Origin of the sequence: Phocaeicola fibrisolvens, from assembly GCF_025567125.1 — a bacterium.
Taxonomy (GTDB): Bacteria; Bacteroidota; Bacteroidia; order Bacteroidales; family Bacteroidaceae; genus Phocaeicola; species Phocaeicola fibrisolvens.
Map to the genome: position 1 here is coordinate 15,119 of NZ_JAOQJI010000034.1, position 16,506 is coordinate 31,624.

The window sequence follows — 16,506 nt, forward strand, 5'->3', positions numbered from 1 at the left end:
ATTACAATAGCTTTTGTATGGATTCCACAATTTCTTGCAATTCATTCGGGTTATTTTGTCTGCTAACTCGGTCGTCCAATCTTTTTCTTGTTACAATTGGGTTGCTGAAGTAAGTAGGAAACACCTCTTTAAAAGATCCTTTTTTGGATAGTTGAATGCATTTTTCAAGAGCTTTGAAATGTGCTGGAGTTACGTCGCGATATAAGTTCTTCTGTGCAGGCGGCAAAAGAGGTCTTACAAAAGAATGCTTTTTCTTGTTTTTGTCTTTATTGCTATGTCCTTTCTCATTCTTATCCGCTTTTGCTTTGTTGTCTTTAGATAAATCTCCATAAAATCCACCCGCAATATTCAGGTAGTCTTTCTGTTCGTCAGACAAGGATTTATATGCATTGATCCAGTTTATATTAGCTTCTGTTTGCATTAATTCGATGGCATCATCGGGCATATAATTTTCCATCGACCGTTTGTCGAGGATATGATATTCTACATTCCATTCTTTTAGTTTAGCCACCACCGTTTGATATTTGGAGACTATATCTGTTGGATAACGTTTATCGCCATCCAGTAGTACCCAATATTTTAGGAACTTCGTTTTCTCTTTATAATGAGCTACTTGTGCTTTAATGAACTTTTCCACATTTGTACATCCACCCGCATTGACAAATTGCAGCTCATTGTTTTCTTCTGCAGTCTTTAAGCTTTCTTTGGTTGCGTAAGCTCTGAACAATGCCCGCAAGAAGTGAGCGTCATTCACGCTGTTTTCTACCAGCAAAGAAAGCGGCTGTAAAAGATACATGATAGCTTCTTCACGAGTAAAAATTTTTTTCTTTGTTTCATCCTTGCCGCTTTTACTGATTTGGCAATCGCATTGAGCTGATGAAGTCATTGACTGGGTAAAGGCCAATTCAAAAATCCGAGTCTCGTTATCGTTCAATCCTCTTACGAACTCAGACGACAGAACCTCCGAATCATCTATAAGCAGTTCATAGCTCTGCTTAATTGTGATTAGGTATACCAAGAAGTTCAGTTCAAGTCTCCCTCGGTCATCTTTCGACTCCTCAAAGACATCTTTTGAGATAAGCACCTTCATACCTGACGATTCTTTTGAGCATTATGTAACAATACAGCCTCTTTATACGATTCATTAAATACGTCATCAGGCCAATCACTTACGCTTCCATCTTCTCTGACCTCCACCTTTTCCAGAGAACTTGCACCTGTATCTTCATCATATTTCACGTAGTATAAAGCTAAATCTTTAGGATGTAACTTGTTTGTGGCTACTAATGTGCGGAGTCTCAATATAAAGTTTAACGAATGGGTTTCAACTAATATCTGTTTATTTTTGTCCAAAGATACCTCATTGGCCATAAATTCAGCCATTTCCGCATGAGCTGCAGGATGTAGGTGAGTTTCAGGCTCCTCCAATATGTATTGCCATGGTTTTTCACATGCCTTGGCTATTGCTACAATTTCGGGTAATGATTGTCCGATACCAGCTCCTGTGTCCAGTATATTGTTTCTGACATTCTTATTTTGCAACTCCACAGAATAGCTTGGAGCTCGGGACTGGTCTACTACCACAGCCCATCCGTCAAAGACCTTTTTATACCAATTGGAGACTTTGGTTAGCAGGTTTCCATTCCCAGACACCACATCTGAGATTAAGAACTCATAAGCATTTTCTCCTTTTGTTCCCATCAGAGTATAAACCCCATCATTCAGCCGATAATCACGTAATGGTAACTGTCTTACATGGCCGATATAATCATTTGCTGTTTGAAAGTGTGCTAATGCCTCAACCATCCAATTTTCAGAAATGTTTTTGGGGGTTATTCCCATGAAGGCAATTTCATTTCCTTTCTCATCGGTCATTTTGTGATCATCGTTGCATTGGTAAGAAACATTGTTTCCGTTTGTATCTTTCAGTGACCAACTTTCCAGGTGTGTCTTTTTTTGTTTATCCAGCATATCCACAAAGAAAGAGAATGACAATTCGTCTCCCTCTGTAGAAGTTACGTCAATTGTTGGGGCCCGATTACCTTTGTTATATACTATGTCACGAAACTCGTCACAGAGGGTCACCTCGTTGCAAATTCTGGAAAAAACCTCTTGTGTTTTACATTTCAAGGCACTTTCCACTAGCAATGGCAATTTTAACACTGCACTTTTTCCCGTGTTGTTTTTTCCAAACAACACAGTCATTGGGGCAAGTGTCAAGGTCTGCCGATTGGCAAAAATCCTATAATTGACAAAAGAGATGCTATTTATCATATTAAAAAACTATTCATATAATCGATTTATATTTTAAGGTTTGAACCCCAATTACCTTAAATAATATACAAATATATTCATTAAAATCCAAATAAGACCATAATGGGCGATAAAAAAATGATAAATCCGTTCCATGAAATACTCCTGATATTAGTGCATATTTTGTTTTTCTTCGGAAAAAGCAGAAAATAAGAAAAGTTCCTGTCGACATTTGAAGAGATAAGAAGTCTTTTGCAGACTTGTAAAAAACGCCGAAGCGTTTTGTTTCAAACGCCCTTACGTTTTCCTTCAAACGCCTAAGCGTTTTAGATAAAACGCTTCGACGTTTTGACTAAAACGTTTCGGCGTTTCAGTGCAAACGTTTCGGCGTTTTTTTATGGGCTCTGAGGCAGTGATATGGGGAGATATAATACCGAATTTGTGATATCTGCAAGAAAAAAGATAAATTCTGTTTTACATGAATGAAATATGCCTCTTTTTTTTTGATTATTTTATGTTTTTCTCTTCCTTTTGAAAATCAATCCATTAAAAAACGTTGTTTGACGTTCTAGCAAATTTGTGTTAGTTTCACTAGTTGGAAGAACACAATTTTGCCTGAAAAGAGTTTTGTGGTATTGTTTCTTTGCTTATCTTTGTATCTAGATTCATTCCTATGAAAACGCATATTCATGGGGAAAAGATGAAGAAAATAAGATAGTTTAACTCGTTTAAACTTTTTTATCTATGAAAAATAAAGGCGATGCCTTAGCGCATGAAAAACAGCAAATGGCATGCAACTCACCAAGTGAGAACGTACGCCAGACCAACATAAATTAGAAGCAATATCGATGTCACTGTATAGTTCAGACGTTCCTTCTAAAGCCGGGGGAGGCAATCTTGATAACGGATTAAATCTATTTGGTCCGGAACTAGAAAAACGCGCTGTAGAAAACTCTTCCTGGTGCTATCTGTTCGTTTACTACTCAAAAGTCGATGTGGTAGACAAGATTCTAAGGGAACAATTTCGTACATTTATTCACCGTACCATTATATACAAGCGGGGTAAATCGCATGTGGAGAGCAAGGAAGTACCCACCATTACCGGCCTGATATTCGTGCAGGGGGATATCCTGAAGATACAGTCTTTCCTGAACAGCCGTTTCATCGGTCTGCATTTGGTGAAAGATTGCAGCACGAAGACGGTGGCCGTAATTTCCGACCGTGTCATGCAGTCGTTCATACAGGTGTCCCAGCTTGATTCCCACCGCATTCGTTTCATGCCTCATTCCTTCGACTACTATGCAGAGGGGCATACGCTGGTCAAGATGACCTCGGGTGTACTGGCCGGCATGGAAGGCTATCAGGTACGTATCTCCCGCGACAAATGTTTTGTGACCACCCTTGGCGGCATGACGGTAGCCATCGGTGGCGTGTCGAAGGAAACCTTCGAAGACGTGGACGAGTACATCCGCCAGCGCAGGGTTCAGTTGCGTGAGGAAAGCGGGTCGCTCGACGCGAACCTGACGGTCGTGCAGCAGGAGATAGACAAGTGTTTTTTCTCTCCCGAGAACCGTCTGGATGTGATTTCCATAGCCAGCAGTCTTGATCAGTGGCTGGAAAAGTCGCGCTTGCTTCTTCGGAAGGAACAGTTTGCTGAGGCCACGGAGATTGTGCTTTTCATCCTCGAAGAGATTGGTTCCCGTTTTCAGTCTGCATACGGCAGTCTGGCCGCCGGAAACCTGAAGGAGATGACGGCAGTGTGTGCGGAAGCCGACCGGATATTGGGAGAGATTGCTGCGCATGCCAATGTGCCGGAAGACTTGATGTGTTTTATTGCGGCAGAACGCCAGTCGCTGGTACTTCGCTATTCGTTTTTGCCGATGGAAGAGTAAGAAAAGATGGAGTTGTCTCAAAAAGAAAATACAAAGCGGATTGCCAAGAACACCCTGATGCTGTATGTCCGCATGCTGTTTGGCATGCTGGTATCACTGTATACTTCCCGTGTGGTGCTGCAGGCATTGGGCGTGGAAGATTACGGTATATACAATGTAGTAGGGGGTGTGGTGGCGATGTTCTCCATGATTTCTAGCTCTCTGTCATCGTCGGTAAGTCGTTTTTTAACGTTCGAATTGGGAAAAGGAAACAGGGAAGGTCTGAAAAGAGTCTTTTCCACTTCATTGAGCATTCATGTAGTGTTGGCGCTTGTCATTGTGCTGTTGGGAGAAACCATTGGACTTTGGTTTCTAAACACCCACATGACCATCCCTGAGAATCGTTTGTATGCTGCGAACTGGGTATTTCAGGCATCAATCTTTACGTTTGTCATAAACCTTCTGAGCGTACCGTTCAGTGCGTCTATTGTATCCCATGAACGGATGAGTGCGTTTGCTTATATCGGCATATTAGACATAATTCTTCGGCTATTGATTGTATTGTTCATTGCTTATTCAGGTCTGGCATTCGATCGTCTGATTGTATATGCCTTACTTTTGGTGGGAGTAGTTGGTATCATGCAGGCAATCTATTGGAGTTACTGTACGAGGAATTTTGAGGAGTGCAGGTTCAAATTAAGTTTTGATGTCAGTTATTGGAAAGACATGAGTTCTTTCGCCGGATGGAATTTTATTGGCTGTACGGCGGGGTTACTGAAAGAGCATGGAGTAAACATCTTGCTAAACTTGTTTATGGGACCGATTGTCAATGCGGCTCGTGGAATAGCCAATACAGTGAATAATGTACTAGCTTCTTTTGCAGGTAACTTTATGACAGCTTTGAATCCGCAGATTACGAAATCCTATGCGGCGGGTAATTATGATTACATGTTTTCGCTAGTGGAACGAGGCTCTAGGTTTTCCTATTATATACTTCTGCTGTTTGCCTTGCCCATGCTGTTTGAAGCCGAGTTTGTATTGACTTTATGGTTAAAACACTATCCCGAGCATACCGTTGATTTTGTGCGGCTTATCCTGATAGTAACCATGTGCGATATATTGTCAAATACATTGATTAATTTAAAGTCTGCAACTGGAAATATACGTAATTACCAGATTGTTGTTGGAGGTATGCTTTTGATGAATTTTCCTTTGTCGTATTTTTGTTTGAAACTAGGTTGTCCCCCTGAATCAACTTTGGTTATAGCTTTACTGGTTGCTGTTTTATGCTTATTTTTGCGACTTTTCTTTTTACGTAAAGTTGCAGGATTTTCAATAAAACGTTATTTATATAAAGTTTGTGGAAATGTGTTGGGGGTAACTTTAGTTGCTGCTATTATACCTGCATTACTGTATTTACATATGTCTGATGGCATTGTGCGATTTTTGTTTATGTGCATCCTTACAACTTTATGTTCGTTTGTTTCCATTTATTTTATAGGATGTAGTAAGAATGAGCAGATATTTATAAGAGAGAAAATTTCCTTGTTTAAGAGAAAAATCTTTTAGAATTTGTGGGTTTATTCTGTATTTATGGTGTAAGGTAATATTATTCTGTAAGTAGAATTTAATATGGTGGAATTAGCTAGTAAAGAAGTTTGTACAGGATGTAGTGCTTGTGCTTATGTATGTCCTAAAGGATGTATTTCATTTAAAAGTGATAAAACTTATGATATAACATATCCTATAATTGATCAGAGTCAGTGCATTAATTGTGGAAAATGTCGGAAAGTTTGCCCTGCGTTAAATCCGTTAGAAGGTGTTATACCTTTGGGAGCTTATGCAGCATGGAGTTTAGATCAAAAAGAGAGGCGTACCAGCGCTTCGGGAGGAATTGCCACAGAAATTTATAAATATGCTCTTGAAGCTGGATGGAGCATTGTTGGAGCTGCTTTTTGCGAGGATTTTAAAGTTTGTTTGAAATTAGCTAATAATAAGGATTCGATCAAGGAATTCAAGAATTCTAAGTATGTGTTTAGTTCTGTAGCTGATGTGTTACCGAAAATAGCTCAGAATTTAAAATCCGGTGGTAAAATTATTGTTATTGCTTTGCCGTGTCAGATAGCTGCAATTCGGAAAATATTTCATAAGGATTTAGATAATCTTTTATTGGTGGATTTGGTTTGTCACGGCATTATGCCTTATGTATATTTAAAGCAGTACATAAGTTATATGGAGAAGTTGTACCATAAAAAAGTAAAAAGGCTTACATTCAGGGATCCAGAAGGTGGAACACAAAATTACTTTTTATCATTATACGATCAAGAAAAAAAATGTTTCTATTCCAGTAATAAATTAAACGATTCATATCAATTTGCATTTCATCGTATGGTGGCTTATCGAGAGAATTGTTATCATTGTTATTATGCTAATAATAGACGAATTTCTGATATTACATTAGGAGATTATAAAGGGTTAGGTGTGTGTGCTCCGTGTACTTTTTCAAACGAAAAGGTGAGTTGCATATTGGTTAATACTGAAAAAGGCAAGAAGTATATTGATAGATTAATTGAGAATAAGTTAATTGAAGCTGAAAATCGTCCGATTGAAGAACCAATTAAAGGCGACTCCCAACTACGTCATCCTTCAGTAAAATCATTTTCACGTCTGTTATGGGAAAAAAAATATAACGGTGATTTTGTGAATGTTACTCAATACGTTTATAGGATATCAAAATATAGGGACTCCCTGCTTTGGGTATGTCACTTACCTAAACGAATATTTAGAAAAATATTGAGGATTCTTTATATAAAAAAATAAGTATAAATGAGGATTGGAATTATTACTGTCCATAGAGCATACAACTATGGCTCTGTTTTGCAGTGTTATGCTTTACAAGAATATTTAAAGCGTTTAGGTCATGATGTTTGGGTGATAGACTATCGCCAACGGTGGACCGAAGCTGTATATAAACCATTCAGTCTATATTATATCTGGCAACTTATTAAACGACATGATATTCATGCCGTCATCGGTTATTGGAGAGGGAGAAGGGGAAGGCGTAATTACTGTAATACTGCAAATAAAATCTTTCGTTCATTTTGCTCTAAAAATTTGCATCTAACATCTTCCTGTAGGCGTAAGATCCCACAAAATTTTGATGCATATATTATCGGAAGTGATCAACTCTGGTCATATCAATGTGTTGGTGGGGAGGATAAAATCTATTTGGGCAAATTTAAACGCCCTAAGAACAGTAAACTAATTGGGTATGCGATAAGTTCTAGTACGAATTCACTTTATAAGATGGGAGGAAAAAAATTAAAGCATGTATTGGCTAACTTTGATAAAATCTCATTACGTGAAAAAAGCAATTCAAAGATAGTTGAACAATTAACAGGTGTTTCATTACCAATAACCATAGATCCTACATTATTGGCAGATGAAAGTATTTGGAGTTCTATGATAAATTCCGAAAAATGGAGCAAGCGTGATTATATTGTTACTTATCAAGCTCGTCCGGTTGCAGGTAATCCTACTTATTTATATGATAAAGCTTCTATAATGGCTTTGCAAAAAGATGACACAGAAATTATAGATTTGAGTTCAATGACATATTCTGTGGAAGATTTCATTTCATCTATAAAATATGCAAAGTGTGTATTTACGACTTCATTTCATGCTGTAGTGTTTTCTATGTTAATGGAAACTCCATGTTATGCCGTTTGTTTAGGAGATGGATTGGATGTTCGTTATGTTGATTTTTTAAAGAATATCGGCTTGGAAAAAGAAATTGTTGATATTGATTTTGTTCCTACTTCTCTTGATATCGATTTTACGATAGTAAAAAAGAAATTGGAGACTTATAGGAAACAGTCACAGGATTTCTTAGATTAATGAATGTATTAGGAATATTATTAATCCGACTTGTGATAATTGGGAACTATTATTGATAGATATGGGGAGTACAGATAGATTAGGTTTAATTTGTGATGAATGGGTACAAAAGGATTTACGGATTAAAGTTTTATTTAAAACTTATTCATGAGATGTTGACAAAGAAGAATCTTTTCGTAATTATTTAGTTTATTCTTGGTTACGTGTCGCATGGGGTGTAAAAAGATTTGGTAAATGCTATAATATATCCTGAGAATCTAACTGTTTTGATTTCATTTTATGTGTTGTTCTTTATAGTCATAAAGTTATAAGAATAAAGAAATCCTTTATATAGTTATAGAAGGACTGCTTGTGTATTGAAATTATATAGTTAAATTAATTAGGGTTGTATTTTTCTTGATATCCTGAATTTAACAGAATATTAATAATTGTTTTTTATTCATAATTATGTTTGAAGATATTAAAATATCAGTAATAATACCGATATATAATGTGGAAGTTTATATTGCTCGTTGTGCAGAAACATTGATGAAACAAACTTTAAAAGAAGGAATTGAATACATTTTTGTGAATGATGCCACTAAAGATAACAGTATAGCAGTCCTTCAATCGGTTCTAGAAAAGTATCCTTTAAGGAAGGGGCAAATAAAAATTGTTTCTCATAAATATAATCAGGGTTTACCTGCAGCCCGGAATACAGGCTTAGCATTAGCTAAAGGAAAATATATTTATCATTGCGATAGCGATGATTATGTTGAATATGATGCGTTGGAATGCCTTTATAAAGTTGCAGTTAAGAATAATGCAGATATAGTATGGTGTGATTATTCAGAACTTTATCCGAACGCTGAGAGAAATAAAAAACAACCTTCATTTGATTCCTCAATGGAGGCTGTAAAGGGTATGCTCACAGGAAAAATGGAATATAATGTATGGAATAAGTTAGTAAAGCATGATTTGTATATAAAAAATAATATAGAATTTCCTAAAGGTTATCCGATGGGAGAGGATTTAACTATGATAATGCTATTTGTGAATTCTCAAAAGGTTGTTCATGTTCCTATAGTTTTATATCATTATGATAGAACCAATCAAAATGCCATGACATATTCTATGTCTGAAGAAAAACAGAATGTTTTGACGCACAATGTTGCAATGGTTGAGAGTTATTTGTGTAGGAAATATGGTAATTCATTAATGCTAGAAATAGCAACCCTTAAATTGAATTTGAAATGGCCTTTTCTTATTTCTACAGATAAAATAGAAGTTTATAAAAGATGGAATAAGTGGTTTCCTGAAGCCAATGAATATATAACCCGACAGTCTGTTAGCGGCAGAATAAAAGTATTAGAATTGTGCGCTTCCAAAAAGCAATATTGGATAATTTGGTTACATTATTGGCTAGTTGTAAGGTTGTATTATAAGGTCTTTGGTAAGTAGTTTATGTAACATTTTTTATTTTATACACACTAGTTATTTATTTGTGGATGGTGGTCATGTTGTCGCTTTCTGTTATATTGCTATACTTTTATTTTTGTTGTTTTTATGATATTATTATCAGGTTGTCATTGATAGAAAGTAAATTGTTCTTTATTATAAAGAATTTTTTATGTTAACATTTTTACGGTATTATTTATTATATTGTAAATGGTGTAATATTAATTACTTAGCTGTTTTTTATTAATCACTTTTATGTTGACATTGTTATTTGGCGATATTGAAGGTCTATAATATTTTGAAAAGATGTTACACAAGTATCAAGAAATTATACGTTTCTGCATAGTAGGTACTTTAGCTACAGGCATTCACTATGGGGTATATTTATTGTTGAACCAATTAATTTTGGTGTGGCTTGCTTATTCTATTGGATATGTTGTAAGTTTTATATTTAATTTTTATTTAACGAGTGTATTTACTTTTAAATCAAAAGCGACAATAAAAAAAGGTATAGGTTTTATTTTTTGTCACTTGGTTAATTATATTTTGCATCTTTTTTTCCTTTCCTTTTTTATATGGATGGGAGTTGGAAAAAATTATGCACCTATTCCTGTATATTTAATCGTAATACCGATTAATTTTTTGTTAGTTCGATTCGTATTTAAGACAAAAAAATTATGAAGAAAATATCTATATTAGTACCTTGTTACAATGAAGAGGCTTCATTACCGATGCTTTACTCAGAATTGGTAAAAGTCATGAATTTGTGTGATTCTTATGACTGGGAAGTTCTATTCATAAATGATGGATCCTGTGATAATACTCTATCTGTTATCAAAGATTTACGTCGAAAAGACATGAGAATATCGTACGTGGATTTATCTAGAAATTTTGGAAAAGAAAATGCCATGTTAGCAGGTTTTGATTATGTTACGGGAGATTGTATGGTGATTATGGATGCAGACTTGCAACATCCACCACACGTAATCTTGAAGATGTTGGAAAAATGGGAAGAAGGATATGAGGATGTTTATGCTAAAAGGATAACACGAGGAAAGGAATCATGGATTAGGAAAAGAGCGTCATTATTGTTTTATTCATTATTGCAGAAAACGACGAGAATTGAAATTCTACAAAATGTTGGAGATTTTAGATTATTAGATAGATGCTGTATTGAAGCACTTAAGTCTTTAAGAGAATCTGAAAGATATACAAAAGGAATGTTTTGTTGGATTGGCTTTAAAAAAACATCTGTGGATTTTGAACAGAAGGATAGGGTGGCTGGTAAATCAACTTGGAATTATTGGAGTCTTTTTAATTTAGCAATAGAAGGTATAACGTCTTTTACGACGACACCTTTACGCTTTTCTTCAATATTAGGATTTATAATTGCAATTTTTTCTTTTGTATTAATGCTTTTTCATTTTATTAAAGCGTTGATTTGGGGTGATCCAATCCAGGGATTTCCAACATTGGTAGTATTAATACTTTTTCTAGGTGGTATTCAGCTATTGTCCATAGGAATCTTAGGTGAATATTTAGGGAGGGTATTTAATGAGTCAAAGCATCGCCCTGTTTACATAGTTCGAGAATATAATGGTGAAAAAAAATGATAAAGATGAATAATGTAAAGATTGCGCGTCAAGACTTAGTGTTTTTTATTATTGTATTTATAGCTTTTTATCTGTTAGATAGATTTAGTCCTTTTATAGCAGATGACTATTCTTATAGATTCTTTTATGATGAAGGCATTGGGAAACTAAAAGTCGTCAATTCTTTGAAAGATGCGATTGTTTTTCAAGCTCATGATTATATGACGCATAATGGTAGATTTATAGTCCATACTTTGACGGCTTATTTCTGTGGAAAATTAGGAGTAGAATGGTTTAGAGTTATAAATGCTTTGATATTTGTTTTGTTTGTTTATGGTGTATTAAAATTGATAAGGAATGAATCGGGAAGAAGAAATATTGATAAGTATTTGATTGCTTTTGTGTTGTTTTTGTTTATGCCTTGTCCCGGTATGATATGGTTGGGGTCCATTGCTATGTGTATTAATTACTTGTGGACTGCATGTGCCATAATTTATTTTATGATATTATTTAAAATTATTGTAAACAACAAGAAAGCTTACAATATAACAACAAAGATGCTGATTTTTTTTGTCGGTTTATTTGTTGGTAGTTTACAAGAGAGTTTCTCATTAGGTATAAGTGCCGCTTTATTTTTTTATTATTGTTTTCACATTAAAGAGTTCAAAAATTCTGTGTTTTATGTTGTCGTAGGATTTTGGTTAGGAACATTGATTGTTACTTTTGCGCCTGGAAATTTTGTAAGGTTAGGGGAGGTTAATAATTTAGAAGGTGGATTTACTCTGTTAAAACTGTTGTCACATTTTTCACAGGTTATTTTTAATGCTAAATTATTTGTAATATTGTGTTTTTCATTGTTGGTATTATTGATTAAAAGTAAATCTGATTTTATAAAATTTATTTCACGAAATAAAATCTATGTCTTAACAATTCTTTTTTGTGTAATGGTTTCTTTGGTTATATTTTCAGGGGAGCGTCAAGTTACGTGCATTGAATTGTTCTCTTTGATTTTAATAATTAAATTACTTTATAAGTGCTGCTCTAACTTTATAGAACATCGTTATAGATGGATAAATTCGTTTTTTATCATTTTGTTTTGTGCTTTTTATGTACCTATTTATAATAACAGAGCATTTGCTTATGATACACTTGAAGCTTTATATAAGCAGCCTGTAATTGAAAAAACTATTGTATTTCCAGAATATTGGGATCATATTCGGAAGTTGAATGGGAATTATTTTGGAAGTAGGTTTACGCAAAGATTAGATTTTAGTGAAAAATGGATGTACCTTTCATTTTCGAATTATTTATCAAATGGAGAGAATAGTCGATTGGTAACAGCTGTTTTATGTGAAAATAAAAAGAAGATTGTGGAGAACTATGAGAAATACAATGTTGATGGGTATTATTATAGTAAACAATATAAATATTTTGTGGTAAGGGATTCTATAGATACAGCGGTTGACTCCTTTAAAGAATATTATATGCCATCTACTGTATTAGGGAAAATAAAGCGATTGGTATTAAATCATGATAAAATAAATACTAGAGAGACACAGATTTCATCTTATTTTGATAATCATTCTTTTAGATATTATCTTCTAAATGAGCGTTCTTACAAAATCCAACGCGTTTCTCTTAATGAATAATTACTTTTAAAATTATAAGAAGTATGCCTAAAATATCAATTGTAGTACCTGTCTATAATGCTGAAAAATACTTACCTTCTTGTGTAAATAGTATATTAGCGCAAACTTTAAACGATATTCAAATAATTCTTGTAGATGATGGAAGTAAGGATAACTCTGGAAAGATATGTGATGATTATCAGAAACAAGATAAAAGGATAAATGTAATACATCAAAAAAATAGTGGTGTAATGAAAGCGCGAGCTGAAGGAGTACGTGTAGCTAATGGTGAGTGGGTTTGTTTTATAGATGCAGATGATATGGTAGCTCCAGATGCATTGGAATGTATGTATTCATATATTGCGAATGATATTGATATTGTAGTATTTGAGAGCCCAATAAATGCAAGTTATAATGCGCAGGAATATATACAGTTATTATTTAAATTTCAACTTTTAGCATTATGGGGGAAGCTTTATAGGCGTAATTTACTGAATGATTATGCACTGTCTGTACCAGCTCAATTCAAGGTGGGAGAAGACTTTATATGTCAGTTGCGTATATTATGTATGGTAAAAAGTAAGATACGGCTTTGTTCTGAAAGGAAATACATTTATAATGAAAATAATCCTGCTAGTGTTCAGAAATCTCATCGAAAGTCATATGAATATGAAATGGCTATGTTAAGTGAGGTGGCAGATATTATGGATAAAATGAATTTAGTTGATGAGCAGGCAAAAATCGCTTATTTAAAATGGAGAATAGTTTATTTAGGAGGTATGATAGGTTTATGCTATTCGGTAGATTATAAGAGTAAATGGGTGATAGAACTGGAAAATGAATGTAGAAATTATTCTTTGTCTGGAAAAGATTCTATGATAATGAATGCTATTCATATTCCATTTTTACGTTTGTTCTTGATTCTAGAGAAATTTATAAAAGGGAAAGGTAGATGGTTAATTAATAAGTTTAGGTAAATTTATTGTAAATCATATTGATGTCTAGAATAGTATATTTAGATTATACAAGAGGCTTTGCTATATTATTGGTCATTGTCGGGCATTTGATACAGTTTAATTTCCAGTCTGGATTAAATAATAGATTGTTTGATATTATTTATAGTTTTCATATGCCGTTATTCTTCTTTATTAGTGGATGTGCTAGAGGAATTCATAACAAAAATTCTTCGACGGTGTTTGAGTTCTGTAAAAAAATATATTGTAGATTTTGTTCATTAATTGTGCCTTCTATTGCGTGGACAGTAATAATACCATATTTCTTTTCACGTAAGTATGAGCTAGGACTTACTCAAATCTCAGGATATTGGTTTCTAAATGTGTTGTTTGTCATTGTGGTTATATGGGATATCGTTTTATATATTGATGATAAGAAATATTTAAACAGATATTTATATCCATTAGTGATTATAGGGATTACTTCTCTTTTTATTTTTGGGGTTAAACGTATTCCTATATCATATTTTTTAATGTATGTGATTGGATTTTATTTTCAGAAGTATAATTGTTTGACAAGACTAAAACCAATTTTTTATTCGTTATTCTTTTTAGTATTTTGTTTGTTCTCTGGTTATTTTGATTATGGAGAAACAACAATGGGAGATCCAAATAGAGTTTGGTTACAATTTCCTTTATCTATTTGTGCTAGTCTTGCATTGTTAAAGTTCTTTTCTATGTGCGAATTAAAGGGTTATAAAATATTTCCTATATTAGGGTTTATAGGAAGGTATACATTAGGTATTTACCTTTGTCACTTTTTTCTTATTCATATCCCTTTTGTTGCGGGAATAGTGAATGAATGTAATTTATTAACTCAATTTGTAGGGCTGTTGCTTCTATCTTTGAGTATTGCCTTAGTGTGTATAGGAATTCAGAAAGTGATAGAAACCTATCCGTTTTTACATAAGATTATGTACGGAAAATAAATGGAGTAATTGTCATGAAAGTGATTGTGAATATGGCCTGCGGATTAGCCAATCGGATGTTTCAGTATAGCTATTATCTTTTTTTGAAACAAAAGGGATATGATGTGCAGGTAGATTTTTATCAGTCTGCAAAATTGGCTCATGAGAAAGTAGCATGGAATGATATCTTTCCTGAAGCTAAGATTGTGCAGGCATCCTCTTTAGAGGTTTTTAGATTAGGAGGAGGAACGGATCTTTTTTCGAAAATTCGTAGGAACTATTTACCGTTCCTTTCTGGAGTAGTAAGTATGCCGACTGCTTTTGATGCAGAGTTGCCTGTCAATAGCAGAAAAAGTCAATATATAATTGGTGTATTTCAAAATGCGAAGATGGTAGAGGACGTGGAAGAGGAGGTGAAACGTTGTTTCACATTCCAGCCTTTTGTCGATGAAAGGAATCAGAAGCTCGAAAGAGAGATGGAAGCTTGTGAGTCGGTGGCCATACATGTCCGGAAAGGAAAAGACTATATGCAGCGGGTGTGGTATCGGAATACTTGTCCGGTAGATTATTATAAAAAAGCTGTGGAGGTGATAATGAATAAGGTGAGCAATCCGAAATTTTATGTCTTTACGGATAATCCGGAATGGGTAAAGGAAAATTTTAAAGACATGGAATATACGCTGGTGGAAGGAAACCCGCCCAGTGGTTGGGGAAGTCATTTTGACATGCAGTTGATGAGTGTGTGTAAACACAATATCATTTCGAACAGTACCTACAGTTGGTGGAGTGCGTTTTTAAATACTCATTCTGGGAAAATTGTCATTGGTCCTAAAGTGTGGTTTAGTCCAGGGAGTTGTGAAGAATTTACTTCAGAAAGGACGCTTTGCAGAGATTGGTTGGCTGTATAAATGAAGAGATCTATGGAATATAAAGTATCGGTAATTATTCCTATATATAAGGTAGAAAAGTTTATATCTCGCTGTGCTGAATCATTGATGGCACAGACATTGGAGGGAGTGGAATATATTTTTGTGAATGATGCGACTCCAGACCATAGTATGGAAATGCTTCAGAATGTATTAGATTCTCATCCGGAAAAGAAAGTGACAATAGCCACGCATGAGATAAACAAGGGATTGCCTGCTGCTAGAAATACGGGATTAGGTTTGGCACAAGGAGAATATATTTTTCATTGTGACAGTGATGATTTTGTGGAGCCGGATATGCTAGAGACTTTGTATTGTGCAGCGAAGGAGAAAGAAGCGGATATTGTATGGTGTGATTGGTATCTTTCGTTTGAAAAGAATGAGAGATACATGAAGCAACCTTCTTTTGATACACCTGAGGCGGCGTTAAAAGCCATGTTAGGGGGAGGAATGAAATATAATGTCTGGAATAAATTGGTGAAACGCAGTTTGTACACGGATAACCATATTTTGTTTCCTGCCGGATATGGAATGGGAGAGGATATGACGATGATGTGTCTCTTTGCCTATGCAAAAAAGGTTGCCTATGTGCCTAAGGCTTTTTATCATTATGTAAAGATGAATACATCGTCTTATAGTCAGGCTCATTCTACTCGTTATTGGGAAGAATTAAAGCATAATGTAACCAGAACGACAGAAATGCTTCAAGCAATTTATGGTAGTTCTTTGGACCAAGAAATTGCTTTTCTGAAGTTGGAGGCAAAATTTCCTTTCTTGATTATTGGGGATACAAAGCTATACAAGCTATGGAAGGAATGGTATCCAGAAGCAAATCAGTATATTTTGCGGAATAAAAATATATCCTCTCGGAATCGTATGCTGCAATGGTTTGCTTGGAAGAATCAATATTGGTTGGTGTGGTTGTATTATCAATTGGTATGTCGTGTAGTATATGGAATCTTATATAGATAATTTATAGTA

At 34.7% G+C, this 16,506-nt stretch carries 15 protein-coding genes; 13 read left to right on the forward strand and 2 right to left on the reverse strand.

Going from position 1 to position 16,506, the window contains the following annotated elements:
- Position 1: 1 nt before the first annotated feature.
- Both OCV81_RS12665 and OCV81_RS12670 read right to left on the reverse strand, forming a co-directional pair.
- Positions 2 to 1,090, reverse strand: a complete 1,089-nt coding sequence (locus OCV81_RS12665; protein WP_148330294.1) for a hypothetical protein — start codon at positions 1,088 to 1,090, stop codon at positions 2 to 4.
- Positions 1,087 to 2,274 carry a DUF3696 domain-containing protein gene (locus OCV81_RS12670; protein ID WP_148330295.1) on the reverse strand — a complete coding sequence of 396 codons (1,188 nt, stop codon included), beginning with the start codon at positions 2,272 to 2,274 and terminating at the stop codon, positions 1,087 to 1,089. The genes OCV81_RS12665 and OCV81_RS12670 overlap by 4 nt, the downstream gene beginning before the upstream one ends.
- An 827-nt stretch (positions 2,275 to 3,101) precedes the next feature.
- On the opposite strand from OCV81_RS12670, the gene OCV81_RS12675 reads away from it, so the two are divergent.
- The 13 genes from OCV81_RS12675 to OCV81_RS12735 all read left to right on the forward strand — a co-directional run bounded on the left by OCV81_RS12675 (position 3,102) and on the right by OCV81_RS12735 (position 16,497).
- Entirely contained in the window at positions 3,102 to 4,145 is a 1,044-nt protein-coding gene (locus tag OCV81_RS12675; protein WP_148330296.1) for a transcriptional regulator, read from the forward strand.
- Positions 4,146 to 4,151: 6 nt separating this feature from the next.
- Positions 4,152 to 5,693: an MATE family efflux transporter gene (locus OCV81_RS12680; protein ID WP_148330297.1), complete on the forward strand. Its 1,542-nt coding sequence runs from the start codon at positions 4,152 to 4,154 to the stop codon at positions 5,691 to 5,693.
- Between the two features lie 63 nt (positions 5,694 to 5,756).
- Positions 5,757 to 6,944: a Coenzyme F420 hydrogenase/dehydrogenase, beta subunit C-terminal domain gene (locus OCV81_RS12685; RefSeq protein WP_148330298.1), complete on the forward strand. Its 1,188-nt coding sequence runs from the start codon at positions 5,757 to 5,759 to the stop codon at positions 6,942 to 6,944.
- Between the two features lie 6 nt (positions 6,945 to 6,950).
- The gene (locus OCV81_RS12690) at positions 6,951 to 8,021 is read left to right on the forward strand and encodes a polysaccharide pyruvyl transferase family protein (protein ID WP_148330299.1); all 1,071 of its coding nucleotides are present in this window, start codon (positions 6,951 to 6,953) and stop codon (positions 8,019 to 8,021) included.
- 52 nt (positions 8,022 to 8,073) lie between these two features.
- Positions 8,074 to 8,172: a hypothetical protein gene (locus OCV81_RS12695; protein WP_317259227.1), complete on the forward strand. Its 99-nt coding sequence runs from the start codon at positions 8,074 to 8,076 to the stop codon at positions 8,170 to 8,172.
- 296 nt (positions 8,173 to 8,468) lie between these two features.
- On the forward strand, positions 8,469 to 9,461 hold the full coding sequence (locus OCV81_RS12700; protein ID WP_148330300.1) for a glycosyltransferase family 2 protein: 993 nt from the start codon (positions 8,469 to 8,471) through the stop codon (positions 9,459 to 9,461).
- A 303-nt stretch (positions 9,462 to 9,764) separates the two neighbouring features.
- Positions 9,765 to 10,139: a GtrA family protein gene (locus OCV81_RS12705; RefSeq protein ID WP_148330301.1), complete on the forward strand. Its 375-nt coding sequence runs from the start codon at positions 9,765 to 9,767 to the stop codon at positions 10,137 to 10,139.
- Positions 10,136 to 11,071 (forward strand): glycosyltransferase family 2 protein, encoded by a 936-nt coding sequence (locus tag OCV81_RS12710; RefSeq protein ID WP_148330302.1) that lies wholly within the window; start codon positions 10,136 to 10,138, stop codon positions 11,069 to 11,071. Before OCV81_RS12705 ends, OCV81_RS12710 begins: the two co-directional genes overlap by 4 nt.
- Before the next feature lie 5 nt (positions 11,072 to 11,076).
- A complete protein-coding gene (locus tag OCV81_RS12715) occupies positions 11,077 to 12,699 on the forward strand; it encodes a DUF6056 family protein (protein WP_148330303.1) in 1,623 nt (540 codons plus the stop codon).
- Between the two features lie 23 nt (positions 12,700 to 12,722).
- Entirely contained in the window at positions 12,723 to 13,655 is a 933-nt protein-coding gene (locus OCV81_RS12720; protein WP_148330304.1) for a glycosyltransferase family 2 protein, read from the forward strand.
- A 20-nt stretch (positions 13,656 to 13,675) separates the two neighbouring features.
- Positions 13,676 to 14,620: an acyltransferase family protein gene (locus OCV81_RS12725; protein ID WP_148330305.1), complete on the forward strand. Its 945-nt coding sequence runs from the start codon at positions 13,676 to 13,678 to the stop codon at positions 14,618 to 14,620.
- Between the two features lie 14 nt (positions 14,621 to 14,634).
- A complete protein-coding gene (locus tag OCV81_RS12730) occupies positions 14,635 to 15,507 on the forward strand; it encodes an alpha-1,2-fucosyltransferase (RefSeq protein ID WP_148330306.1) in 873 nt (290 codons plus the stop codon).
- A 12-nt stretch (positions 15,508 to 15,519) separates the two neighbouring features.
- Positions 15,520 to 16,497 carry a glycosyltransferase family 2 protein gene (locus OCV81_RS12735; protein WP_262640355.1) on the forward strand — a complete coding sequence of 326 codons (978 nt, stop codon included), beginning with the start codon at positions 15,520 to 15,522 and terminating at the stop codon, positions 16,495 to 16,497.
- Positions 16,498 to 16,506 lie beyond the last annotated feature (9 nt).